This is a genomic window from Bulleidia sp. HCP3S3_C9 (genome assembly GCF_052064035.1).
In the GTDB taxonomy this organism is placed as follows: Bacteria; Bacillota_I; Bacilli_A; order Erysipelotrichales; family Erysipelotrichaceae; genus Bulleidia.
The window spans coordinates 1-26,591 of record NZ_JBQHWJ010000028.1 but is presented as its reverse complement, the minus strand read 5'-3'; the positions used below and the strand labels follow the sequence as shown (position 1 = coordinate 26,591).

Here is a 26,591-nt window from a genome sequence, read left to right as displayed (position 1 = left end):
ATAGCGATGTGGTCACACCTGTTCCCATCCCGAACACAGAAGTTAAGCACATCAGCGGCAAAAATAGCCTTACGGTGAATCGAGCACGTTGCCAGGTCTTTGCTTTTTTTTATTTTTTTTCTTAATTTCAGGCAAGAAGACTTTTTCCTGCCTTTTTTTGCTTTCTTATCTTTTCATTTGGCTGTATAATACCTCAGCGAGGCGAAATTATGAAAGAACTAAAGAAGATTACAAACTCTACTGAAGAAACACATCAGTTAGGTAATGTGATAGGACAAAACGTTTCTGAGAATATGGTCATTTTATTAGATGGTGATCTTGGTGCTGGAAAAACAACGTTGACACAAGGTATCGCAAAAGGTCTTGGAATTAAACGGAATGTTACTTCACCAACTTTTACGATTCAGAAAATCTATCATGGTGAGAAAATGAATCTTTACCATATTGATGCTTATCGTATGGAAGGAATTGAACAAGATCTTGGATTTGATGAATATTTCTATGATGACGGATTAACAGTAATTGAATGGTCACAATTCATGAAATATTTAATTCCTGAAGAATATTTAATGATTTCTATTCATTTATTAGAAAATGGTGCAAGAGAATTCTGTTTTGAAGCTCATGGAAATCAATACGAAAATTTATTGGAGGATATCAGATAATGATAACTTTATGTATGGATACAAGCCACACTTGGCTTGTTATTGGATTGATCAAAGATGATCAGGTAATTGGAAAAGTACAAGAAAAGTGCTGGAAAAAACAAAGTGAAGAACTATTTCCTAGATTGATTGCATTAATGGATGATTGTCATCTGCAGCCAGAAGACATTGATCAGATTGTTATTTCTAAGGGACCTGGTTCTTATACAGGTGTAAGAATTGCGATGGCAGTAGCTAAGGTTTTCTGTGCGATGGCTGATAAACCTATTTATACTGTTTCAACATTATTACTGTATGCTGGCAAGAAAAATTGCCGTGTCGTTACAGATGCTAGAGGAAAACGTGTTTATACTTGTTTATTTAATGATGGCAAAGCTCTAGAAGAAGAACGTGCAGTTGAAATCGAAGATCTTGAAATTGGTGATGTCAATATTGTAGGTGATGGTGCTTTAGTCGGCAGACAAGATGAATGGCCAGATATTGTAGATAACTTTTTAGAGTTAAGAGATGAATGGGAAAAACATGATAATGTCCATCTTGTTGTTCCTGAATATTTGAAGTCTTCTGCATCTTATTTACCACAGAAAAAAGCATGATTAGGAAAATGAGTCAAAATGATCTTGATGCGGTAAATGCAATTGAAATGCAGGCGTTTCAAGATCCATGGTCAAAACAAGATTTTATAAATGAATTAGAAAGTAACCCATATTCTTGCATCTATGTAAAAGAAATCAATGGTGAAGCTGTAGCGTATGTAGATCTTTGGATTGCATATGAAAATGCTGAAATTGCCAATATTGCGGTGAAGAAAGAATTTCTTCATCAAGGTATTGCAAGTGAGTTGATGCAATTTTGTTTACAGAAGATCCAACAAAGTAAATGTGAAAATTTCACTTTAGAAGTTCGTGTTTCAAATACGAATGCAATAAAGCTATATGAGAAGTTTGGATTTCAGACAGTCAGTAAAAGAAAGAAATATTATGCTGATGGTGAAGATGCATATTTAATGGTTCAGCTTTAGGAGAGAATATTATGACAATGTTATTAGCACTAGAAAGCAGTTGTGATGAAACTGCATGTGCCATTGTAAAAGATGGAAAAGAAATATTATCAAACATTGTATCTTCACAGATCAATGTACATACACAATATGGTGGAGTCGTACCAGAAGTTGCTAGTAGAATCCATGTTGAAAATATCAGTACTGTCATTACAGAAGCAATGAAGCAGGCAAATGTAACAATGGATGATATTGATGCGATTACATTTACACAAGGCCCAGGACTCATAGGATCTTTACATGTAGGTGTACAGGCCGCAAAAACACTGGCATGGCAGTTTCATAAGCCACTTGTACCAGTAAATCATATGACAGGACATATTTATGCAAACCGTTTTGCATTAGATCATGATTTACAGTTTCCACTGCTTGCATTAGTTATCAGTGGTGGACATTCACAGCTTGTCTGGATGGAAACAGAATATGATTTCAAAGTGATAGGTGAAACAAGGGATGATGCCATTGGTGAAGCTTATGATAAAGTATCTAGAGTACTAGGTACAGGATATCCAGGTGGACCAGTCATTGATAAGATGGCTAAGAATGGAAAAGAACATTATCATTTACCAACACCAAAGGTTGACAGTCCTTATGACTTCTCATTCTCAGGTTTGAAGACAGCTGTTCTTCAATTGATTCAAAGAGAAGAAAAAGCAGGCAATCCAATCATTAAAGAAGATGTTGCGTATGCTTTCCAGGAAACAGCTTTGGGTTTAATGGTATCTAAGACAATGAACGCAGTTAAAAACCTGCAGCCAAAGATGGTTGTGACTGCTGGCGGTGTTGCGGCAAACTCTAGATTAAGAGTGATGTTAGAGGAAGAAATGAAGAAATTCCCTTCCATTGAATTATCACAACCTCCAATCAAGTATTGTACAGACAATGCTTCCATGATTGGTGCGACAGGATATGTCGCATATAAAAACGGCATTCGTGGCGGATTTGATGTTTCAGCAGATCCATCATTGCCAATGCCAGGAGAAGAATAATATTAAAATTATTCTTTTTTTCACAAACTCTCTTTTCAGTGTTAAAATAGTTTATAGGTGATTACTATGACAACAGAAAGAAAAGTACCAAAAGCAACATTACAAAGATATCCAGTATATTTAAAAGCACTAAGAAAGTTAAAAGCAGACGGTGAAACAAAAATCATGTCCCGCCAATTAGCTGATTATGTTTCCATTGAATCCACAACAATTCGTAGAGATTTCTCATTCCTTGGAAGTTTAGGAAAACAAGGGTATGGATATAACGTTGATGATCTGATTAAAATATTCTCAGATGAGTTGGGTGTGAACTTTGATGAAAAAATCGTGTTGATTGGGGCAGGTAACTTAGGAAAAGCATTATTAAACTACAATAAGTGGAATCATGTTGTTGGTGAAATTGTATGTGCGTTTGATTTAATGCCAGATAAAGTAACAGGTGCTTCTGTACCTGTCTATGCTTTAAAAGATATCAGAGAAAAACTGCCAAAAGGATGTAGAATAGCAATCCTATGTATTTCACAAGATGTACAGAATACAGTTGACCTTTTGGTAGGTTCTGGTATAAAAGGATTTGTAAGTTTTGCGGTAGACCATTTTTCTGTTCCGCAGGGAGTATATGTAAAACAAGTAGATGTTGTTAGTAGTATACAGGAGCTTGTGTTTGAAACAAACTCTATGAAAGATTAAAGAAGTAAGGGGAATTAATTATGCCAACAGAAATGAGTATTCGTGAGTTATATGGACTCACTTCAACAGGAACACAATATGAAAAGGACCAGATTGAATATGTTCAGCTGCAGGGATGGGTTCGTTCAAATAGATCTGGTAAGAATGTATCTTTTATTGCGTTAAATGATGGAACTTACTATCAGAATGCACAGATTGTTTATACTGCTGATACATTGACAAATTATGATGAAGTTAGTAAGTATTTAACAGGTACAGCGATCTCCGTCATTGGTAAGCTGGAAATTACACCAGATGCAAAGCAGCCATTTGAAATTCAGGCAACTGAAATCAACCTGGAAGGTGCTTGTGATTCCACATATCCATTACAGAAGAAGAGACATTCTTTTGAATATTTAAGAGAAATTGGTCATTTAAGACCTCGTACAAATACATTCTCAGCTGTATTTAGAGTTAGAAGTGCGCTTGCTATGGCAATTCATACATTCTTCCAGGAACAGGGATTTGTATATGTACATACACCAGAAATTACAGGTGCAGATGCTGAAGGTGCTGGTGAAACATTCACAGTTACAACAAGAGAAGATGGTAAGTATGAAGAGGATTTCTTCGGAAAGCATGCTTCTTTAACTGTTTCTGGTCAGCTGCAGGCAGAAGCTTTTGCATTGGCATTCAGAGATGTTTATACATTTGGCCCAACATTCAGAGCTGAAAATTCTAACACAACTAACCATTTAGCTGAGTTCTGGATGATTGAACCAGAAATGGCATTTGCAGATCTTGCATATGACATGGATGTGATTGAAGATATGATCAAGTACTGCATTGATTATGTTTATGAAACATGTCCAGAAGAAATGAAGTTCTTCAATGAAAGAATCGATACAACTTTACAGGAAAGATTAAACCATGTTCGTAACAGTGAATTTAGAAGAATGCCTTATACAGAAGGTATTGAAATCTTAAAGAAGGCTGTTGAAGATGGTGTGAAGTTTGAAAATTCAAAGATTGAATGGGGCATGGATCTCATGACAGAACATGAAAGATATCTTACAGAAAAGGTTGTTAAGGGTCCTGTATTCTTAACAGACTATCCAAAGGATATCAAGGCATTCTATATGAGACAAAACGATGATGGCAAGACAGTCGCTGCAGTTGACTGCTTAGTACCAGGCGTTGGAGAACTTGTTGGTGGTTCTCAGCGTGAAGAAAGACTTGAAGTTCTTGAAGCACGTATGGATGAACTTGGAATGAACAAGGAACATTACCAATGGTATCTTGATTTAAGAAGATATGGTGGATGCCAGCATGCTGGATTCGGTCTTGGATTTGAAAGACTTGTTATGTATATCACAGGTATGGAAAACATCCGTGATGTCATTCCATTCGCAAGAACACCTAGAAATTTAAATTTCTAATCATAAATAGACAAGGGATGGAACAAAACTTCCATTCCTTTTTTGGAGAAATATATGTTATATCAAATTTCAAAAGCATCAAAGTATTATGGTGCAGATACTGTATTTGAAGATATTAATTTTGAAATCAAAGGAAATGAAAAGATTGCACTTGTTGGAAGAAATGGTTGTGGAAAAACAACATTTTTAAGATGCATGTGTGGTGAAGAGAACTTTGATAAAGGTACGATCAATATGCAGAATGGAACACGTATTGGCTATCTTGCACAGAAAGTACTTGAACATGATGAGTGGACTGTAGAACAAGAGTTAATGACAATCTACGAGCCTTTATTTGCCCTGCAAAAGAAAATGAATGCTTTAGAAGAACAAATGGCAACAGATTATTCTGAAAAGATCATGATGCAATATGCACAGATGCAGGAACAGTTTGAAGCAATGAATGGCTATAACTGGCAGTCTGAAATGAATACCGTTTTTACCAAATTTGGATTTTCTTTAGAAGATCTGAATAAAACCATTGGTACATTTTCAGGCGGTCAGAAAACGAGAGTTGCGTTTGTTAGATTGTTATTGAGTAAACCAGATATCTTATTACTGGATGAACCTACAAACCATCTAGATATCGATGCAATCGAATGGCTGGAAGGATATGTGAAAAACTATCCGAAAGCTGTTGTGATTGTATCGCACGATAGAATGTTCTTAGATCATACAGTAGAAGTTGTCTACAATATGGAATATGGAAAAATGAAACGCTACGCAGGGAATTATTCTTCATTCACAATCCAGCGAGACAATGATCTGGAACGTCAGCAGAATGCATATCAGCGTCAACAGAAAGATATTGAACGTTTACAGCAGTTGATTGAAAAGTTCAGATACAAAAAAAACAAGGCAGCATTTGCACAATCAAAGATCAAGTATCTAGATCGTATGGAAAAGCTGTCTGTTGATCAGGCAGATACAAAAACATTCCATGCACACTTCACTCCGGCAATCAAAGGCGGAGAAAAGGTACTGGAAACAGATCACTTAAAGATTGGCTATGACCATGTATTAACAGACGTGACTATGAAGATGCGACGTGGGGATCGTATCGCTATTATTGGTCCAAATGGAACAGGGAAATCAACATTTGTGAAAACATTAATGGAAATCATTCCTTCTTTAGGTGGTTCCTATCTATTTGGTCATCAAATTGAAAAAGGATACTTTGATCAGCAATTAGCACAATTCTCATCTGGAAAAACAGTTTTAGAAGAATTATGGGATGAACATCCAGACTTAGATCGTACAGAAGTTAGAAGTGTCTTGGGACAATTCTTATTCAGTGCGGATGACGTATTTAAATCTGTAGATGTTTTATCAGGTGGAGAAAAAGTACGTTTATCTTTCGCAAAACTGTTACTTGAACATGCAAATCTATTAATTCTCGATGAACCTACAAACCATCTGGATATCCCTGGAAAAGAAGCTTTGGAAGAATCTTTAAAAGACTTTACAGGTTCTATCTTATTTGTTTCTCATGATCGTTATTTTATTCAACAATTGGCAACTGGTTTAATTCGATTTGAAGATGGAAAAGCAGAGTTTATCGATCAGACATATGATGAATATATGCAAAGTGAAAATGCAAAACCAGTTTTATCAAGTTCACATGAAGAGGAAAAACAAGTAACTTCTGAAGCAACACGTAGACAGATTTCACCAGAAGCAAGAAAAAGAGAACTCGCAAAACTGGAAAAACAGATTGAAGAAAAAGAAGAAGAATTAGAAGATATGCGCGCATTACGCTTTGAACCAGAATACTATCAGGACTATACAAAGATGAATGCACTGGATCAGGATATTGATGATATCCACAATGAAATTGCACATCTGGAAAAGAAATGGGAAGAATTGATGGAAGAAATGTAGTTCTTTCTATTTACGATAATCGCAAAATGCATTAAAATTTGTTTGTTTGAAAAGGAGAAAAAAGAGAATGAATATTTCACCATTACAAGCTGAAAGATTAAAGTATGCTCCAAAATTACCTGGCATGCTAAGAAACGGTATTTCAGAAATCTGCGTTAAGGAAGGCGAAGCAACACAGTCTGTTGCAGATCAGGAAAAGATCAAGGCTTTATTCCCTAACACATATGGAGAAAAGGAAATCACATTTGAAAAGGGTACAAACACATCTGCAGCTAAGAAGCAGGTTGTTGGTGTTATCCTCTCTGGTGGACAGGCACCTGGCGGACACAACGTTGTTTGTGGTCTATATGATGCTTTGAAAGCAACAAGTGCTGAAAATGTACTTTATGGATTTAAGAATGGTCCAAGTGGATTATTAGATGATGACTATGTAGAATTCGATGATGAATTTATCAACCAGTATAGAAATACAGGTGGATTTGACATTATTGGATCTGGCAGAACAAAGCTTGAAACAGAAGAACAGTTCGCAGTAGCTGCAGAAGTATGCAAGAAGCATGGTATTACAGCTATCGTTATCATCGGTGGTGATGACTCAAATACAAACGCTGCAGTATTAGCAGAATATTTTGCTGCACATAACACAGGTGTTCAGGTGATTGGCTGCCCTAAGACAATCGATGGCGACCTTAAGAACGAAGATATCGAATGTTCTTTCGGTTTCGATACAGCTACAAAGACATATAGTGAAGTTATCGGTAACATTGAAAGAGATGCTAACTCTGCTAAGAAGTATTGGCATTTCATCAAGGTTATGGGACGTTCTGCTTCTCACGTAGCTCTTGAATGTGCTCTTGAAACACAGCCAAACATCTGCTTGATTTCTGAAGAAGTTGCAGCTAAGAAGATGTCTTTAGCTTCTATCGCTGACTATATCGCTGATAGTGTTGCTGCTAGAAGTGAAAAGGGTATGAACTTCGGTGTAGCAATTATTCCTGAAGGTGTAGTTGAATTCGTTCCTGAATTCTCAGTATTAATTGGAGAAATCAATGAATTATTAGCTGGAAGCAAGGCTGATGAATTCAATGCATTACCTACATGGAAAGACAAGTATGCATTCATCGAAAAGGGATTAACAGCTGAATCCATGGCAGTATTTGCTATTCTTCCTGAAACAATTCAGCAGCAGTTATTCTTAGAAAGAGACCCACATGGAAACGTACAGGTTTCATTAATTGAATCTGAAAAGTTATTCTCTGCTCTTGTAAAGGCTAACTTGGAAGAAAGAAGAAAGAACGGCAAGTACAATGGCAAGTTCAATGCATTACACCACTTCTTTGGTTATGAAGGAAGATGTGCATTCCCATCTAACTTCGATGCTGACTACTGCTATTCATTAGGTTACAATGCATTCATGCTCATCCAGTATGGATACAATGGATACCTCTCCAAGATCTCTAATCTTTCCAAGCCAGCTGAAGAATGGGTAGCTGGTGGTATGCCAATCACTAAGATGATGAACATGGAAAGAAGACATGGTGAAGATAAGCCAGTTATCAGAAAGGCTCTTGTTGAATTAGACGGTGCTCCATTCAAGTACTTTGAAGCACACAGAGCTGAATGGTCTGTTGAAACAGCTTATACTTATCCAGGTGCTATCCAGTACTATGGACCAAGTGAAGTTTGCGACCTCACAACAAGAACTCTTGCTCTTGAAAAGGGTTTGATGAAGTAATCATTTCTATTTGAAGACTTTAGGATGATCCTAGAGTCTTTTTTGTATGCGCGAAAAAAACATATTTCACTCTAGGAGGAGAAGCATCAAATAGCACTTGACCGTTCCCTGAAGGAACGGTTTTAAAATGCTTTTTAGATGTCCAGGCAAAAGATGAAAACTGTGAATGAAGTATGTTTAATGATGCATGTTACAAGGAAAACGTTGTATTACTACGACAAGGTTGGTATACTGAAACCAACGATTCGTGCTGGGAAACAGAAAGCAAAGCTTTATGATGAGGAGCAATTACTGAAACTACAGATGATTTTAAAGTATAAAAAAGCAGGAGTATCTCTTGAGCGTATTAAACAAATGATGAATGAATCTAACAAAATCAAAGTGCAAGTATTAGAAAAGGTGATTGTTCAAATGAATCTTGATATCGAAGCAATGAATCACAGAATTCATTATGCTGAAAAGCTCATCCATGAATTAAAGGAGAATGATGATGAAACAATTGAATGAAGCAACAAAAAGAATACTGACAATCGTATTGATTGTAGTTTTTACTGTTGGAGGATTATTTATAGGAACAAAAATTGGTAATAAAGAAGCGCAGACTGATGGAAAGACAGCTAAACTGACATTTGAAGACATTGGAGAATTAGCAACACAGAGTGCCTACTGTACGGAAATTGAAATGATTGCAGATGGGCAGAAAGCATTTGGTCTTGATATCCCATTTACACAGGCAAAGCAAATTTACTCTTATGATGTCAAAATCAAAGCTGGTTATGACTTTACAAAAATTACATATGATGTGGATGAAGAGAAGAAACTGATTACAGTAAAGCTTCCAAAGGTACAGACATTATCAAAAGATTTGGATACATCTAGTTTCAAGGTATACCATGAACAGGATTCTATGTTTACGACAATCAAGCTGGAAACACAAAACAAGGCATTACAGGAATTGATTGATCGTGCAGAAAAAGATGCAATTGAAAATGGCTTATATGAAGAAGCTGAAAAGAATGCAGAACTTGTTTTAAAGGGATTCTTTGCTTCTGAATACAATACAAAAGAATATAAGATTCAATTCGAAACAGAATAAGTAGAAGTTACATGCTTCTGCTTTTTTAATAAAAAAACCATCCTAATGATGGTTCAGCGGAGAAGAAGGGATTTGAACCCCCGCACGCTTTCACGCCTGTCGGTTTTCGAAACCGATCCCTTCAGCCTCTTGGGTACTTCTCCATAGCGAAAATTATTATATCATATTTCTTTTGAAAAATAATTTTAAAACTTACATAATACTTCTTTACAAGTAATACTATGCGATATATAGTAATAACAGGAGGTGTAAATATGGATGCACAGCTAAAAAGAGGTATTTTAGATATTTGTGTACTCACTGCATTATTAAAAGAAGACTCTTATGGATATAAGATCATAAAAGACCTGCATGATGTCATAGACATTTCTGAGTCTACGTTATATCCCATTTTAAGAAGACTAGAGAAAAATGGCAGCTTAACAGTATATACAGAAGAACATAATTATCGCCTACGTAAAATGTATCATATTACACCAGCTGGTGTAAAAAAGATTAAGGATTATTTAGAAGATCTTCAGGAATTAATGAATATATATCACTATATTCAAAAGGAGGCCAGACAATGATTGAAAACTACTTGAAGGAACTAGAAAAAGTATTAAACGATAATGCATATGATGATGTACAGAGTGTTATTGAATATATGAGAGAATTCGCAGAAGATAAAAAAGAAGAAGGTGAAACAGAAGAAGATATTATCGTATCTTTTGGTACGGTGGAAGACGTTGCATCTTCTATCCTTCAAAAGGAAATTAAAGCAAAAGAAATCGCTTCTTGCTTGAAAGAAATAGATGTACGTATGATGAGCGCAGATATTACATTTCAAGTCAAAGATGTGAATGATGTGGAAGTTAATTTTACTGATCCAAAACGATTTACAATTATTGATAAAGAACATATATTACGCATTCAAGAAAAGAAATTAAAAGATGGCTTCTTTTTTGGTAATCACAGTGCAGAAGTGATTGTGAATGTTCCTTGTAATGTTCGCTATGAAAAGATTAGAATTGAAGGTGCTTCTTCAGATGTAACGCTTTCCAGTATTTCAACTGATAAACTGAAAATTGAAGTAGCATCTGGTGATGTAGAAATGAAAGATTGTAATATTGAAGATATGCATTGTGAATGTGCATCTGGTGATGTTGATATTAAATCTTCGACAGCACATGATCTGCATATTGAATGTATATCTGGAGATATTGAAATTAAGAATATTTCTACTTACAATATGGAACTGGAAAGCGTGTCTGGAGATATGGAAGTTCTGATCAGCGATGATGAGAAAAACTATACGGTAAGAAGCAATCAATTATTCCGTTCTAGAAAATATGGAAATGGAAATAAAAAGATTGAAGCAACGACTATCTCTGGAGATATCGATATCGATTTTGAGTGAGGGTGAATATGATAAATGAATTTTTAAAATCTAGAATCGAAGATGCAAAAACACTTGTACAAGAATTAAATGAGACATATGAATATGTCAGCATTCTTGGCAATTACGTCAAAACAAAGAAAGCACTCATAACAACGGTATCCTCTTCGATTGATGAATTGGATAATGAATGCGGATTTGTAATCAAGGTGTATAAAGATGGTCATTACAGTGAATATTCCTGCGATGATATTCGTGGACTGCATGCTGAAAATGTTATTGATGCGATAACAATTTCAACACCATTTGCGACAAGTATCCCATGCTTAAAAGAAAATAAACATGTAGAATCTTTTGCTAGAGAAGATGCCTCTTCCTTGAGGGATGAAGAAATCTATCAGCGACTAAATGCAATCAAAGAGTATGCACATGCAAAAGATCCAAAAGTTATTCAAGTCGGATGTGTATTTATGAAACGTGAAACTTCTAAGATCTTTGTTTCCACAAATAAATGCCTGGATCAGAAATATGACTGGTGTAATGCTATGATGCAGGTTGTTGTACGTGATGGAGATAATATCAAGATGAACTTTACTGGAGAGGGAGAAGTAGACAGTCAGCTTGTCCTGGATAAGATTGATGCAGATAAAGATGAAGTGATTGATATTGCATTGAAACTGTTAAATGCACGTCCAATTGAAGCAGGAACATACGATATCATCTGTGATCCAGCAGTTGCGGGTTTAATTGCACATGAAGCATTTGGACATGGCGTGGAAATGGATATGTTTGTAAAAGAACGTGCCAAGGCAGTACAGTACGTTGGGAAAAGAGTAGCAAGTGATGTTGTGAATATGTATGATGGTGCAGCTTCCTGCGTTTCTGCAGCTTCCTATTTCTTTGATGATGATGGCGTTGAAGCTGGCAAAACAAATATTATTAAAAATGGTATTCTGCAAACGGGTATTTCTGACTGTCTGAGTGCAATGGAACTTGGGACAGCACCAACAGGAAATGGAAGAAGAGAATCTTATAAACGTAAAGTATATACAAGAATGACAAATACATTCTTTGATGCAGGCAATGATTCTGTAGAAGATATGATTAAATCAATTAAACATGGATATTACTTATGTCAAAGCAATAATGGGATGGAAGATCCTAAAAACTGGCAGATCCAGTGTACTGCAGGATATGGAATTGAAATTGTTGATGGAAAACTGACAGATCATATTGTTGCTCCAGTTGTGATTTCTGGAAGTGTTGTAGACTTGTTAAACTCTATTTCAATGGTATCTAAAGATGTTCATATCTTTGGTATGGGAATGTGTGGTAAAGGACATAAAGAATGGGTATTTGTGTCTGATGGTGGACCATATTTGAAAGGAAAAGCAAAATTATCATGATGAATACAGAAGAAATCGTACAAGTATTAAAAAATCATTCAGATTTATCTGATTATGAATATACAAAAGTTACAAAGAATGCAAGTGAATTATTCTTTGTGAAAAAGAAGATGGAATTAAACCGTGTTGTAAATACAGATACAGTTTCTATTGTTGTATATAAAGATGTAGATGATAAAAGAGGAAGCAGTATGATTGCGGTAACTAGTGCTGATGATGCTGATTCTTTAAATGCTAAAATTACTGCTGCTGTTAAAAAAGCAGAAACAGCTTTGAATCCATATTATCCTTTAGCATCCAATCAAACTTCTTTGATCAAGGAATCGGCAAATAAAGAATCTTTAAATGCGATTGCTTTAAAAGCTGCTGAAGCAATTGATGAGGCAAATCAGTCAAGTGAGAGCTGGCTGAATGCAACGGAAATCTTTGTCTATGTTACACGTACAGAATTTTTGAATTCTAATGATGTACATCATGTAGATACAAAGTTATCTGTTGAATTTGAAACGATTCCTACAAGTAGTCATAACAATGAAGAATTTGAATCATATAAATATTACAGAAATAACACATTTGATAAAGCATCTATTGAACAGGATATCCGTGATATTCTACATTTAGTAAAGCAAAGAAGTATTGCCAGGACGATTGATACAGTGAATATTACAAAAGATACACCAGTATACATGTATGGTGAAATGGCAAACCTTATTGTAGGCAATATCATGGAGAATACATCCTATGCTTCTCACGTGACACAATCGAATCACTATGATATTGATAAACCTGTTTCAAATACAAAGTTTGATATGATTCTAAAAGGACAGATCGAAGGTGCCGCAAATGCAAGGACATTTGACAATCATGGTGTTGTATTAAAAGAAACAGAAATTATCCATGATGGTATTAACACAAATTTATTTGGTGATATTCAATATGGTCATTATCTAAATGCCAAACAAATTACTGGTTCCTATCCAGTTGCTGAGATTAAAGCAAAGAATACAGTAGATGCCTTGCAGCCACATTTGATTATTGATCATTTCTCTGCACCGCAGTTAGAAAGTGCTTCTGGCTATTTTGGAGGAGAAGTTCGACTGGCTAGATACTTTGATGGAGAGAAGTATATTCCATTAACTGGTTTTTCTATTACGGGAAATATCTATGAAGCATTACAAGATGTTGAATTTTCCAGCGAAAATACAACGACGCAGAAATACCAGGGACCAAAATACTTTATCTTTAAGAATTTAAACATTGCTTGAAAAAGTTTTCAGACAAATGTAAAAAATTTTAAATAATAGAGAACGTTTTGAAGAGCGTTCTCTTTTTTATGTGATAGGATAGAAGTCACTGAGAGTGAGGGTGTGAATTATGGAAGAAATCTCAAGCACATTATTAAATGAATTACGTACAAATTATGAAGCAGATGCGAAGGCACGTGTTGTAAGAAATGCATTGACAAAGAATGATTTAAATACTATTTCACGTGTATTTGATGCAGAATGTCATAATCCTGATATCTTTAGTGTAGATTTAAAAACAATGAAGGCAACAAATCAAATGCAGTCTGGAAGATGCTGGATTTTCTCTTCAATGAATTTCTTAAGAGAAAAAATTGCTAAGAAATATAACATTAAAGAATTTGAACTATCACAGAATTATATTGCCTTCTTTGATAAACTAGAAAAAGCAAACTGGTTTATGGAATGTGCATTAAATGAAATTAACAATCCAATGGATAGTGAAAAGATGAGATATCTTTTAAGCTGGGCTGTTGGCGATGGCGGACAGTGGAATATGGTACAGTCTCTCGTTAAGAAATATGGACTATGTCCAAAGACAGCAATGCCAGAAACATATCAGTCTTCTCATACAAGAACAATGAATGGACTTTTGAATAAGAGACTTAGAAAGTTTGTTGTGGATACAAGAAAAGAAGGTGCAGATATTCCTGCTCTAAAGGCACAGGCATTAAAAGAAATCTATTCTTTGATTGCTTCCTGCTTTGGTTTGCCACCAAAGGAGTTTACATTTGAGTATGTAGATGCTTCTGAGAAGCATCACGCTGAATATCACGTAACACCAGCACAGTTCTATGAAAATTATTTAGGTGCAGATATTGATGACTACATTAACTGCATCAATGCACCTACATCTAACAAGGAATATTACAAGACATATACTGTTGAATATCTTGGAAACGTCGTAAATGGCAATCCAATCAATATGTTGAACTTACCATTGGATGAATTCAAGAATGCAACGATTGAACAGTTGAAGAGTGGAGAACCAGTATGGTTTGGATGTGATTGCGGACCAGATGGAGATCGTGAAAGTGGTCTATGGGATGATGCACAGTATGACTATGAAAATACATTAGATATGGATCTATCTATGACAAAAGCAGAAATGCTGGATGCACATCAGTCTGCAATGAACCATGCAATGATGCTGACAGGTGTCAATCTTGATGAAAATGGAAAACCAAACAGATGGAAGATTGAAAACTCCTGGGGTGATAAAGTTGCAAATCAGGGATATTTTATTGGAAGTGATACATGGTTTGATAAATACATGTATGTTGTTGCAGTGAATAAGAAGTTCTTGTCAAAAGAAGCTTTAGCTGCACTTGATAAAGAACCTGTTCAGGTTGCTCCATGGGATCCATTTGGAACATTAGCTGACTAATCAAGGTATACACATTCTTTGTTAAGGATGTGTATTTTTTATCTTGGGAGGAATAATTTATGATTACAGATTCGTTTGATATTGCAACAGAAACATATATCAATGAAGAAGATTTTTATGGAAAACAAGGAAAGATGGTGGATACATGCATCATTATCTTTTCAGATCAGATCTATCAGAAAATATTAACAACATATGCATGTAAAAAAATATCTGAAATTAGAGGATGTAATGGCTCTACAGATATCATGTCTCTTGTATACAAGGGAAAAGAGATTGCATTCTATCTCACAGAATTAGGAAGTACAATGTGCGCGCAATGTATGATTGAAGCGGCGTGGGTAAGTGGTGCATATCGTTTTATCATGTCTGGATCTTGTGGAAGTATCAGTGAGAAGACAAAAGGAAAGTATATTATTCCTACAGAAAGCTATCGTGATGAAGGCATGTCATATCATTTTAAAAAACCTTCAGACTATATTGCAATCAAAAATCACGAGAAAGTAGCTTCGTTTTTTAAAGAAAATCATATTCCATACATTGAAGGAAGAGTCTGGACAACAGATGCATTTACAAGAGAAACAAGAGGAGCAGTACAGAAAAGAAGAGAAGAAGGCTGCCTGGCAGTGGAAATGGAAATTGCAGGTGTAGAGGCAGTGGCAGATTTCTATGGATTTGAACCATATACATTTTTAGAATGTGGAGATACATTTGCAGAAGAATATAACAATACAGGTTTAAATGAAGCTAACCATAACCATTCAAAATTTGAAATTGAATTAGAATTTGCTTTAACACTGAAAAATGAAGTTTGCTTATTTCAGCCGCATATTGAAGATTTATGGTATCGTAAGCAACTTGTTGAAGATGAAAAGACGATGTCATTCAATGAAGCAAATGGTGGACCTTTTCCATTTGATAGAAAAAAATGGGAACCATTTTATCAGAAATGGGGTTTGGATGAGAATTATTTCTATCGCTATATTTTTGATGAGAATCATTCCTATGCTGGAGAAATCGGATATGTGAAAGAGACAGATACAACCTGCTGGATGCATATGATTGTAGAGTATTCCAAGAGAAAACAAGGGATTGGAACAAAGGCATTACAACTTTTCGTTGAAGAAGCAAAGAAGAATAGAATCGAAGAAATCAAAGTTGAAATGGATGAAAATGGCAAAAATATTGCAGTATTCATAAAACAAGGCTTTATAAAAGCAAGTAGTACAGTATTTGCAAAAAAACTGTAATTGAATGAAAAACACATGTTTTTTCCCAGGAAACGAATGAATTTATGAAACATTTTCAAAATTTTCAATTTTTCATCTGCAATCTTTCATGAAAAGTTCATATTTGCGTTGACGCACCTTAACACAAACTTTAAAATAGTAACTACTTTGGAGGGAAAAGTACTATGAAAAAGATTTTATGTGCTTCTATGGCAGTACTTCTCGCTGCAGGATGTTCTGCAGGCGGAGCTGGTTCAGCTGGTTCAGAAGCAACAAACACAACATCCGAAGATGCTAACTACGTCTTCACAAGTGATCTTCAAACATTGGATTGGCATTTATCACAGAATGCTACTGATGCCCAGATTACAACTAACCTGGTAGATGGTCTTACAGAAATTAACAAATATAATAACTACGTAGGCGATCTAGCAGAAAGCTGGGAACACAATGAAGACTCTACAGTCTGGACATTCCACCTGAGAGATGCTAAGTGGGTTACAAACACGGAAGAAGAATATGCTGATGTTACAGCTGAAGACTTCGTAAACGGTGTTCGTCACTTATCTGATTTCCAGGGTGCAACAATTGCGATTGCTGAAAGCTATGTTAAGGGCTTGGCAGAATATGGCAAGTCTGAAAGAACAGATGCTGACTGGGACAAGGTTGGTATCAAGGCTCTTGATGACAAGACTGTTGAATACACATTAACAGCCCCAACACCATTCTTCCATACAGTTGTAGCTAACAACTCATTCTGGCCAGTAAACAAGGAATTCCTTGAAAGCAAGGGCGATGGTTGTAAGCTTGGTTCACCAGACCCAACGAACTGTAGCTATGGTAAGGCAACAGACCCATCATCCATTCTTTACAATGGTGCATACATCTTAGATGAAATCGTATCTAAGTCTTCTCAGAAGATGCATAAGAATGAACAGTACTGGGATGCTGAACACGTATACATCCAGAATGTAAACCGTGTATTTGATGACGGTTCTGATCCAGCTTCTACAGTTAAGGGCTTTGAATCTGAATCTAATCCTTACTATCAGGCTACATTATTAACAACTGCTAAGGATTTCGAATCTTACTTAGAACAGTATAAGGAATATGCATTCAACCCTCAGCAGAATGTTTATACATTTGGTATCAACTTCAACTTCAACAGAACAAACTTTGACAACTCATCAAAGACAAAGGCTCAGCAGGCTGATGCAAAGAAGGCACTTCTAAATACTCACTTTAGAAAAGCTCTCAAGTATGGTCTCGATAGAGTTTCCTACATGGCAACAGTTATGGACAAGACAATTGCTGAAAAGGTAATTCGTACTCTTGAAACTCCATGGGACTTTGTTACTACTTCTGATGGTAAGTCTTATGGTGAATTAGTTCAGGCAGCTAGTGAAGATCCATCAATCGATCTTTCTGAAGGACAGGACTCCATTTACAATCCTGAAAAGGCTAAGGAAGAATTAGAACTTGCCAAGAAGGAATTAACAGACGTTTCCTGGCCAATCGTTCTTGACCTGTTAACAGATGATGCTTCTGCTTCATTACCAAAGCAGGCAGCTTCACTTGAACAGTCCATCGAAGAATCTTTAGGTTCTGAAAACGTTGATATCGTTGTTCACTCAGTAAGTGATGATGAATACACAGCTTCTTCTTACACAGCTACAGGTCCATGGGATGCTTGCTGGGATATCTCAACTTCAACAGGTTGGGGTGCTGACTACATCGATCCTAAGACATACTTAAGCATCTTCTCACCAGTTAACGGTGACGTTCTATCACAGTCCATGGGTCTATGCTTCTATGGATCAAATGAATATGATAACGACGCTGATAACAAGGCTAACGATGCAGCTATCGAAGCAGCTGGCTTACTTGATTACCAGAAGATGATCGATGATGCATATGCAATCAATGATGACCTCGATGCTCGTTATGCAGCTGAAGCAAAGGCTGAAGCATATATCTTAGATAATGCGATTGCTATTCCAGTTCAGACTCAGACATCAGCAGTTAACTTCACACTTTCTAGAGCTGTTCCATTCTCTGGTGCTTATCAGTCAAGCAAGTACAAGGGCTTGATCATCCAGAAGGATCCTGTTAAGGCTGAAGATTACAACGCAGCTTATGAACAGTGGAAGAAGGACAAGGTTGCTGACGCTAAGAAGAACGCTCAGTAATAACGAACTTCAAAAAACATTACAATAGATGATAAGGAGGCTGTGCCTCCTTATCGTTTGTTTTGAGAAAACGATAAATTTCACGAAAAATTGTGAAAGGAGGACATAAATTATGAAAAAATATGTATGGGGGCGTGTAGTACGTGCAATTCTCTCTGCATTTATCGTAACTGTTATCGCTATGGTTATGATTTATACATTAATACCTCGTCATTTGATTTTCAAGACTGACCCAACATATCAGAAGTTAGGTGGTAAGGCAGATGACAGAGAGAGATATAAAAACACAGCCTATGAAAGATTAGGTTATATTTACTTTGATGAACAGGTAGATATGTGTAAAGCTTACGCTGCTGATAGCGTTGAAGCTTGTAATGTGAATGGTTCATCACAGGCAAATGAAGTCGCAGAAAAGTATGAAGCAGATGGTTGGACAGTAAAGCAGTATAAAGCTGGTGGTTATTATGCTTACAAAGATGTTCCAATTTTCAAGATCGTCGCAAATTTCTTTTCTAACTTAATTGAAATCGATCATCCTTGGAGAGTGAACGACAGTTCTAATCCAGATCTTAAGAGAAGAATCTATTTCGGAACAGATTATAATGGTGTACCTGCATTAATGGGTGAAGGTACAAAGCATAAGTATTTGATTTATTTTGATGGAAGTTTCCCATTTATTCATCAGAATGTAATTTCTTTGAATTTAGGTAAATCATATCCTTCTTATGCATATACAGATATTTCTAAGGTAATATCTTCTGGTCAAGGTACAGAAAAATCTACAATGCAGAAATTTGAAACAGGCTCTAAGACAAAGAGTGCTGTAATTCAGCATAGCTGCACATATAAGGCAACAAAGAACCTTGATAAGTTAGACAAGAATAAATTTACAGACAACTATGCAACTTGTGATACAACGAAGAAAGATCCATCAATGATTGCTACATCTATGACTTTTGGTGTATTGGCATTATTGCTTGCTTATTGTATTGCAATCCCTGCTGGTATGTTAATGGCTTCTCATAAAGGTAAGGCAGCAGACCATATTGGTACAGTTTGGATCAACTTCATGATTGCGGTACCATCACTTGCATTTATCTTCTTTGGAAGACAGGTTTTCTATTTATTAGGTTTCCCAACGTCATTCCCTTCACTTGGGGCACATAATATTAAGAGCTATATTCCAGCAATTGTTATCTTGGCTTTAATGAATACTGGTTCCTTAATGCTTTGGACAAGAAGATATATGTTAGACCAGTCTAATGCAGACTATGTTAAGTTTGCTCGTGCAAAGGGTCTTTCACAGAGTGAAATCTTTAAGAAGCATATTCTTAGAAACGCAGTCATTCCTATTGTTCATGACCTTCCAGCAAGTATTATCTTAACAATCACAGGTGCTGTATTAACTGAAACAGTATTTGCGATTCCTGGAACAGGTAAATTATTACCAGATGCTATCAATGAGCATAACAACGCAATGATCGTCGCTTTAACAATTCTTTATACATCTCTATCAATCTTCTCAGTATTGATTGGTGACTTGTTAATGACGGTTGTGGATCCAAGAATTAAATTAACAGATGATGGAGGTGCAAACTGATGAGTGAAATGAATAATAAATTTGTATTCGTTAAAAGTGACGAACGTGAATCAGAACATATTGCTGCTCCTAAGTATTCTTACTGGAGATCTGTATTCAAACAATTCTTAAGCAAGAAATCTACAATTGCAATTTTGATTATTGCATCTATTGTTATCCTATTATCTATCATTGATCCAATGCTCAGTGGATACAATGGTATTTCTCATCCAAATATCAACAATGATTCTATGAAGTTTATTGGCCCATGCTTTAAGTATTTGTTTGGTACTGACAGTTATGGTGATAACTTGTGGAATGTAGTGTGGATCGGTGCACGTAACTCTTTAGGAATTGCTGGTTTAACTACATTGATCACAATTACATTGGGTGTTACTGTTGGTTCTATCTGGGGTTATTCTAAATCCATGGATAAATGGATGATTGAAATCTATAACATTATCGCTAACGTACCATTTACATTGATCGTATTCGTTATGATGTATATCTTAGGCAGAGGTTTCTGGCAGTTGATCTTCGCAATGTCTGTTACTTCCTGGCTAGGTACAGCATACTTCATTCGTACACAGGTTATGATTATTCGTGACCGTGAATATAACCTTGCATCTAGATGCTTAGGTACAGGCAAATGGACAATTGTTAAAAATAACATTCTTCCATATTTGATTTCTATTATTGTTACTTCTATTTCAAGAGACTTGCCATCATATATCTCTCTTGAAGTATTCTTAGCATGGTTAGGAATTGGTGTTGGTGAAAGTACACCATCTTTAGGTAAAACAATTTCTGCAAATAGAATCTTTATGACAAACTCAGGTTATTTATTCTGGATTCCAGTTGCAGTTTCTGCAATTATTACAGTTTCATTATATGTAGCTGGTCAGACATTAGCGGATGCTGCTGACCCAAGAACACATAGATAAGGAGGCAAAACAATGACAACAAATCAGGAAATCATTTTATCTGCTTCCGATGTTGAAGTGCAGTTCACAGTCAGAGGCAAACAATTAAGAGCGATTCGTAATATCTCTATTGATTTATATAAAGACGAAACATTAGCAATCGTTGGTGAATCTGGTTCTGGTAAATCAGTATTTACAAAAACATTTACTGGTATGCTTGAAAGCAATGGTAAAGTTACGAATGGTACAGCAATGTTTGAAGGTAAAGACCTTTATGCAAATAAAACAGATGCAGACTGGGAAGCAATTCGTGGTAAGAAGATTGCCACAATCTTCCAGGACCCTATGACTTCTTTAAACCCAATTATTCCAATTGGAAAGCAGATTACAGAAGTTATTGAAAAGCACCAGGGTAAATCTTTTGCAGAAGCAAAAGAAGAAGCAATCAAATTGATGGAAGAAGTTGGTATCTACAATGCTGAAGGCAGATTCGATGAATATCCATTCATGTATTCTGGTGGTATGAGACAGAGAATCGTTATTGCGATTGCTTTGGCTTGTCATCCAGATATCTTGATCTGTGATGAACCTACAACAGCGCTAGACGTTACAATTCAGGCACAGATCATTCGTTTGATCAAGAAGCTGCAGAAGCAGTATGGCTATACAATCATCTTCATTACACATGACTTAGGTGTCGTAGCAAATGTAGCTGATCGTGTCGCTATTATGTATTCTGGACAGATCATTGAATATGGTACTGTAAATGAAATCTTCTATGAACCAAAGCATCCATATACTTGGGGCTTATTGAGTTCATTACCTCAGCTTGGTATCAAGGGAGAACCATTATATGCAATTCATGGTACTCCACCTAGCTTGTATGATGAAATCAAGGGTGATGCATTCGCTCCTAGAAGTGACTATGCAATGGAAATTGACTTTGAAGAAGAACCACCTATGTTTAAGGTAACAGATACACACTATGCAAAAACATGGCTGTTGGATCCAAGAGCTCCAAAGGTTGAACCACCAGCACAGGTAACATCACTACATGAAAGAATGAAGCAGGTAATTGCAGAACAGGAGGAACATTAAATGAGTGAAACATTACAGAATCCTGTCCTCGAAAAGGATGAAAACGGAAGAGAAATTTTATTGAAAGTAAAAGATCTCGCTGTTACTTTCTATAATGGAAAAAAGGAATTCAAGGCAGTTCATGACGTTAACTTTAACGTATATAAGGGAGAAACTTTTTCTCTTGTAGGTGAATCTGGTTCTGGTAAAACAACAATTGGTCGTGCAATCATTCGTATCAATCCTACTTCTAATGGTGATGTATATTTCATGGGTAAGAAGATCAACGGAAAGATTTCTCATGAAGATCAGCGTTGGGTTATCAGAAATATGCAGATGGTATTCCAGGATCCAGCTGCTTCCTTAAATGAAAGAGCTACAATTGACTATATTGTCAGTGAAGGTTTACAGAACTTCCATTTATATAAAGATGAAGAAGATCGTAAGCAGAAGGTATTGAACGCATTGGAATCTGTAGGATTACTTGCTGAACATGCAACAAGATATCCACATGAATTCTCTGGTGGTCAAAGACAGCGTATTGGTATTGCGCGTGCCATGGTTATGGAACCAACATTACTGATTGCGGATGAACCTATTTCTGCTTTGGACGTTTCTATTCGTGCACAGGTATTAAATCTGTTGAATGAATTTAAACGTGATAAGGGTTTAACACAAATCTTCATCGCACATGACTTATCTGTCGTTCGTTATATTTCAGATAGAATTGCGGTTATTCATAAGGGACAGATCGTAGAACTTGCTGAAACAAATGAATTGTTCAAGAATCCAATGCATCCTTATACAATTTCATTGATGTCAGCAATTCCATTACCTGACCCAGAAATTGAAAAAGCAAAGACATTAATTACATTTGATGAAGAAGCGGAAGCAAAGAAGTGGAATTATGCTGAAAATGCACCTACATTCCGTGAAATTGTTCCTGGTCATTTCATTTACTGTAATGATGCTGAAATGGAAGAATTCAAAAAGCATTATCAGAAATAATCAAATAGACTGTATCTTTGAAAGATATAGTCTTTTTATATGAGGTATGGTAGAATCTACAAATGAAATTAAATAAGTATATAGGAAATAAACAGTTTTATTATAAGGTATTCGTCATTGCGATACCTTTACTCATTCAGCAGTTGATTACTAGTTTTGTAAATATGCTGGATAACATTATGGTTGGTCAGAAAGGTACACTTGCAATGAGTGGCGTTTCTGTATCAAATCAGATCGTTACAGTATTTAATCTTGCGGTATTTGGATCGATATCTGCTGCGAGTATTTTTGGAGCACAGTTTGCTGGAAAGAAAGATACAGATGGTGTTAGAAATTGTCTGCGTTTTAAATTGATTGTTGAAATATTAATTGCCTGCATATTTATCTTTGGCTTTCTTGTATTTGGAAAGAATCTCATTGGCTTATTTATGCATCCAGAACAGGATGATTTAACTACGATTACTAAGACAATGGAATATGCAACACAATATATTTATATTATGACAATTGGATTTATTCCATTTGCATTATCTCAATGTATTTCATCTTCCATGAGAGAATGTGGTGAAACAAGATTACCAATGATTGCCAGTGTATCTGCAGTTGTTGTCAACTTTATTGGAAATAGCATTCTGATTTTTGGTTTATTTGGCTTTCCGGCTTTAGGACCTGCAGGTGCAGCCATCGCAACTGTAATCTCTCGATTTGCGGAAATGCTTCTTTCCATTTTCTTTGCTTTAAAAAATAAAGAAAGATTTCCATTCTATACAGGGCTATTTCATCATTTTTCGATTCCAGCGAATTTAGTGAAATCTATCTGTATCAAAGGTTTCCCACTTGTATGTAATGAAATTATGTGGTCCATTGGCACAGCTATGATTACGCAATGTTATTCCACAAGAGGAATTGATGCTTTAGCTGCATATAACATCTCTTCAACGATTACGAATTTATTCTTTGTATCAAATATTGCAATGGGTGACAGTATTTCTATTATGGTTGGTCAGCATTTAGGCGCTGGTAATATTGAAGAGGCAGTAGATACAGATCGTAAATTGATTGTATGTACAGTCATGATTGCAATCTGCTTTGGTATTTCATTAATGTTGCTTGCACCACTGTTCCCAGCTTTATATCAGACAAGTGACAGTGTTAGAAATGTTGCCGCAACAATGCTTCGCTTTGGCGGAATGACAATGTGGATTTCCGCAATTTACAACGCATCTTATTTTACGCTGCGCTGTGGAGGAAAAACAATTATTACATTCTTGTTTGATTCTGTTGGAACAATTTTTGTGAGTTTTCCAGTCGCTTATGCGCTTGCACATTTTACAACGCTTCCAATTCAATATATGTATTTGACTGTAACTGTTGTAGACTTATATAAAGTCATCTTAGGTTTATTCCTTGTTCATAAAGGAATCTGGGTCAATAACTTAGTTGCAGGAGAGTAGAAATGAATCGTATTGAACAGTTAATTGAAAAGTATCACTTACATCCACATCCAGAAGGTGGACATTTTGCGGAAGTATATACTGCCCCATACTTGTATCAGAAAAATAGAGAATGTGCAGGCAGTATCTATTTCATGTTAGTAAAGAATGATATTTCTCATTTTCATGTCATTGACTGTGATGAAATCTGGTATTTCCATGAAGGATGTGGAATGAAGATTACAATGATCGATGAAGATGGAAATGTAACTTCACAAAATCTTGGTATGAAAGATTCCGAAGAAGCAATGGTTGTCATTCCTAAAGGTGTCATGTTTGCGGCAGAGAATTTATCACAAGATTCTTATACGTTTGTATCTTGTGCAACAACTCCACAATTTCAATATTCTGGATTCCGTTTAGTGAAAGAAAGTGAAGTATCCTGTGATACTTCTAATATCCATCATTTATTTATGGCTGATGCACAAATTGATCAAACTGTTTTATGAACTACCACCCCTATGAGGACGGCGCACTCTTCTAAAATGCTAATAGAAGGACATTACGTCCTTTTTTTAATATAATGAATACAGAGGAAGCAAACGTATATGAGATATGTAATTACAAATGCAAAATTATTAAATGGACACAGAGATATGCATGTAGAAGAAGGAAAGTATATCTATGTAAGTGATGGAAAGATTGAAAAGATCACGAAATCATTGCAAGGTGGCTATGACATTATTGATCTGGAAGGAAAGTATATCTTACCGGGACTCATCAATATGCATGTGCATCTAGCTGGCAATGGTGCACATTCAGGAAAGCAGAAAGATAACAAGAAAACAGTGGATTTTCTGTTTTCAAATCCCGTAACAAGAGCAATTGCGTATCAAATGGTATGTAATTTTGCCAAACTGGAATTGTATGGTGGTGTTACAACAATTCGTACTGTTGGTGGCTTGAAAGATCTTGATACACGATTAAGAAATGAAATCAAAGCTGGTAAAAAGACAGGACCTATGATTCTTGCCGCAAATGAAGGAATCACGGTAGAAGGTGGCCATATGGCTGGCAGTGTTGCTAGAGTTGCTAGAAATAATGAAGAAGCAAAACGCTTTGTAGAAGCTTCCTATGCACAAGGTGTAGATCTTGTGAAGCTGATGATTACTGGTGGTGTACTAGACGCAAAAGAAAAAGGTGTTCCTGGTGAAATGAAGATGCCAGAGGATATGATTCAGGCAATCTGTAAAAAAGCGCATCAATTGGGTTTATTAACTAGTGCACATGTTGAATCTACAGAAGGTGTAAAAGCGGCACTTAGAAATGGTGTGGACAGTATTGAACATGGTGCAAAACCAGATCAGGAAATGATGGAGCTTTTTAAAGAAAAGAAAGCATTTCTAATTACAACTTTATCTCCAGCACTTCCATTTGCTTTATTTGATCCATCTGTATCAAAGGTTGATGATACACAGTTATTTAATGGAAAAATGGTGTTTGATGGCATTGTAGAGTGTAGTAAGGCTGCATTAGAAAATCATATTCCAGTTGGCTTAGGAAACGATGTTGGCTGTCCTTGGATAACACAATATGATTTCTATCGTGAACTTGTATATTTTCATAAGTATGTTGGTGTAACAACTGGGTTTGCTATATATACGGCAACATTACAGAATGCAATTCTGGCAGGTATTTCTGATATAACTGGTTCTATTGATGCAGGTAAACAGGCAGATATGATCGTGGTAAAAGAAAATCCATTAGATGATCTGAATGCACTAAAGAACATTGAACTTGTATTTACGAAAGGGAAAATGGTACATCCAAAAATAAAACGTGATAAAGAAATCGAACAAAGACTGGATGTATTTTGTAAGTGAAATAGGAGAATTGACGAGGTGAAATGCTTCGTCTTTTCTTTTTTTATAAGGCTATATTAGCAAAATGGTGAACATATTTTAATATTGTACGAATATATGGACAGTAACAACAATTAAGCAGCATTATAATGTCATCACATTCAAGGAGATGACATTATGAAAGATACTGAAATCATTAACTTTTACAACAATCTAGATCAATATGCAAAGGATAAAATCGAT

Annotated in this window: 24 protein-coding genes, 1 tRNA gene and 1 rRNA gene; 25 read left to right on the top strand and 1 reads right to left on the bottom strand. The window is 35.8% G+C overall.

Annotation, left to right across the window (positions count from 1 at the left end; translation table 11 throughout):
• The 11 genes from rrf to ACTND6_RS06335 all read left to right on the top strand — a co-directional run.
• Window positions 1-97: ribosomal RNA gene (gene rrf, locus ACTND6_RS06385) — 5S ribosomal RNA — on the top strand; the annotation flags it as partial.
• 112 nt (window positions 98-209) lie between these two features.
• Entirely contained in the window at window positions 210-665 is a 456-nt protein-coding gene (tsaE, locus tag ACTND6_RS06380; protein ID WP_441022944.1) for a tRNA (adenosine(37)-N6)-threonylcarbamoyltransferase complex ATPase subunit type 1 TsaE, read from the top strand.
• Window positions 665-1,261 (top strand): tRNA (adenosine(37)-N6)-threonylcarbamoyltransferase complex dimerization subunit type 1 TsaB, encoded by a 597-nt coding sequence (gene tsaB / locus ACTND6_RS06375; protein ID WP_441022942.1) that lies wholly within the window; start codon window positions 665-667, stop codon window positions 1,259-1,261. Before tsaE ends, tsaB begins: the two co-directional genes overlap by 1 nt.
• A gap of 8 nt (window positions 1,262-1,269) precedes the next feature.
• On the top strand, window positions 1,270-1,686 hold the full coding sequence (rimI, locus tag ACTND6_RS06370) for a ribosomal protein S18-alanine N-acetyltransferase (protein WP_441022940.1): 417 nt from the start codon (window positions 1,270-1,272) through the stop codon (window positions 1,684-1,686).
• An 11-nt stretch (window positions 1,687-1,697) separates the two neighbouring features.
• Window positions 1,698-2,714 carry a tRNA (adenosine(37)-N6)-threonylcarbamoyltransferase complex transferase subunit TsaD gene (gene tsaD, locus ACTND6_RS06365; protein ID WP_441022938.1) on the top strand — a complete coding sequence of 339 codons (1,017 nt, stop codon included), beginning with the start codon at window positions 1,698-1,700 and terminating at the stop codon, window positions 2,712-2,714.
• A gap of 66 nt (window positions 2,715-2,780) precedes the next feature.
• Window positions 2,781-3,404: a redox-sensing transcriptional repressor Rex gene (locus ACTND6_RS06360; protein WP_441022936.1), complete on the top strand. Its 624-nt coding sequence runs from the start codon at window positions 2,781-2,783 to the stop codon at window positions 3,402-3,404.
• A gap of 20 nt (window positions 3,405-3,424) precedes the next feature.
• Entirely contained in the window at window positions 3,425-4,822 is a 1,398-nt protein-coding gene (gene asnS / locus ACTND6_RS06355) for an asparagine--tRNA ligase (RefSeq protein ID WP_178176831.1), read from the top strand.
• A 54-nt stretch (window positions 4,823-4,876) separates the two neighbouring features.
• Entirely contained in the window at window positions 4,877-6,742 is a 1,866-nt protein-coding gene (locus tag ACTND6_RS06350) for an ABC-F family ATP-binding cassette domain-containing protein (protein ID WP_441022934.1), read from the top strand.
• Window positions 6,743-6,809: 67 nt separating this feature from the next.
• Entirely contained in the window at window positions 6,810-8,477 is a 1,668-nt protein-coding gene (locus tag ACTND6_RS06345) for a diphosphate--fructose-6-phosphate 1-phosphotransferase (protein WP_441022932.1), read from the top strand.
• 138 nt (window positions 8,478-8,615) lie between these two features.
• Complete coding sequence (locus ACTND6_RS06340; RefSeq protein WP_441022930.1) at window positions 8,616-8,984, top strand: MerR family transcriptional regulator; 369 nt, start codon at window positions 8,616-8,618, stop codon at window positions 8,982-8,984.
• Window positions 8,968-9,573 (top strand): DUF4230 domain-containing protein, encoded by a 606-nt coding sequence (locus ACTND6_RS06335; protein WP_441022928.1) that lies wholly within the window; start codon window positions 8,968-8,970, stop codon window positions 9,571-9,573. The genes ACTND6_RS06340 and ACTND6_RS06335 overlap by 17 nt, the downstream gene beginning before the upstream one ends.
• A 57-nt stretch (window positions 9,574-9,630) precedes the next feature.
• On the opposite strand, the gene ACTND6_RS06330 is transcribed toward ACTND6_RS06335, so the two are convergent.
• Window positions 9,631-9,716 (bottom strand) — tRNA-Ser (locus tag ACTND6_RS06330).
• Window positions 9,717-9,827: 111 nt separating this feature from the next.
• Here ACTND6_RS06330 and ACTND6_RS06325 point away from each other — a divergent pair.
• The 14 genes from ACTND6_RS06325 (at window position 9,828) to ACTND6_RS06260 (ending at window position 26,369) form a co-directional block, all read left to right on the top strand.
• The gene (locus ACTND6_RS06325; protein WP_441022926.1) at window positions 9,828-10,142 is read left to right on the top strand and encodes a PadR family transcriptional regulator; all 315 of its coding nucleotides are present in this window, start codon (window positions 9,828-9,830) and stop codon (window positions 10,140-10,142) included.
• Window positions 10,139-10,972 (top strand): DUF4097 family beta strand repeat-containing protein, encoded by an 834-nt coding sequence (locus tag ACTND6_RS06320; protein WP_441022924.1) that lies wholly within the window; start codon window positions 10,139-10,141, stop codon window positions 10,970-10,972. Before ACTND6_RS06325 ends, ACTND6_RS06320 begins: the two co-directional genes overlap by 4 nt.
• Window positions 10,973-10,980: 8 nt before the next feature.
• Entirely contained in the window at window positions 10,981-12,357 is a 1,377-nt protein-coding gene (locus ACTND6_RS06315) for a TldD/PmbA family protein (protein ID WP_441022922.1), read from the top strand.
• On the top strand, window positions 12,354-13,622 hold the full coding sequence (locus tag ACTND6_RS06310; protein WP_441022920.1) for a metallopeptidase TldD-related protein: 1,269 nt from the start codon (window positions 12,354-12,356) through the stop codon (window positions 13,620-13,622). The genes ACTND6_RS06315 and ACTND6_RS06310 overlap by 4 nt, the downstream gene beginning before the upstream one ends.
• A gap of 109 nt (window positions 13,623-13,731) precedes the next feature.
• A complete protein-coding gene (locus ACTND6_RS06305) occupies window positions 13,732-15,048 on the top strand; it encodes a C1 family peptidase (protein WP_178176411.1) in 1,317 nt (438 codons plus the stop codon).
• Between the two features lie 59 nt (window positions 15,049-15,107).
• Window positions 15,108-16,298 carry a GNAT family N-acetyltransferase gene (locus ACTND6_RS06300; RefSeq protein WP_441022917.1) on the top strand — a complete coding sequence of 397 codons (1,191 nt, stop codon included), beginning with the start codon at window positions 15,108-15,110 and terminating at the stop codon, window positions 16,296-16,298.
• Between the two features lie 164 nt (window positions 16,299-16,462).
• On the top strand, window positions 16,463-18,466 hold the full coding sequence (locus ACTND6_RS06295) for an ABC transporter substrate-binding protein (RefSeq protein ID WP_441022915.1): 2,004 nt from the start codon (window positions 16,463-16,465) through the stop codon (window positions 18,464-18,466).
• A gap of 112 nt (window positions 18,467-18,578) precedes the next feature.
• Window positions 18,579-20,066, top strand: coding sequence for an ABC transporter permease subunit (locus ACTND6_RS06290; protein ID WP_178176404.1), 1,488 nt, complete (start codon window positions 18,579-18,581; stop codon window positions 20,064-20,066).
• Window positions 20,066-20,989: an ABC transporter permease gene (locus ACTND6_RS06285; protein ID WP_441022913.1), complete on the top strand. Its 924-nt coding sequence runs from the start codon at window positions 20,066-20,068 to the stop codon at window positions 20,987-20,989. Before ACTND6_RS06290 ends, ACTND6_RS06285 begins: the two co-directional genes overlap by 1 nt.
• A 12-nt stretch (window positions 20,990-21,001) precedes the next feature.
• Complete coding sequence (locus ACTND6_RS06280; protein WP_441022911.1) at window positions 21,002-22,066, top strand: ABC transporter ATP-binding protein; 1,065 nt, start codon at window positions 21,002-21,004, stop codon at window positions 22,064-22,066.
• Window positions 22,067-23,053: an ATP-binding cassette domain-containing protein gene (locus ACTND6_RS06275; RefSeq protein WP_441022910.1), complete on the top strand. Its 987-nt coding sequence runs from the start codon at window positions 22,067-22,069 to the stop codon at window positions 23,051-23,053. It abuts the gene before it with no gap.
• 62 nt (window positions 23,054-23,115) lie between these two features.
• A complete protein-coding gene (locus ACTND6_RS06270; protein WP_441022908.1) occupies window positions 23,116-24,507 on the top strand; it encodes an MATE family efflux transporter in 1,392 nt (463 codons plus the stop codon).
• A gap of 2 nt (window positions 24,508-24,509) precedes the next feature.
• On the top strand, window positions 24,510-24,995 hold the full coding sequence (locus ACTND6_RS06265) for a cupin domain-containing protein (protein WP_441022906.1): 486 nt from the start codon (window positions 24,510-24,512) through the stop codon (window positions 24,993-24,995).
• Window positions 24,996-25,094: 99 nt separating this feature from the next.
• Window positions 25,095-26,369, top strand: coding sequence for an amidohydrolase family protein (locus ACTND6_RS06260; RefSeq protein ID WP_441022904.1), 1,275 nt, complete (start codon window positions 25,095-25,097; stop codon window positions 26,367-26,369).
• Window positions 26,370-26,591 lie beyond the last annotated feature (222 nt).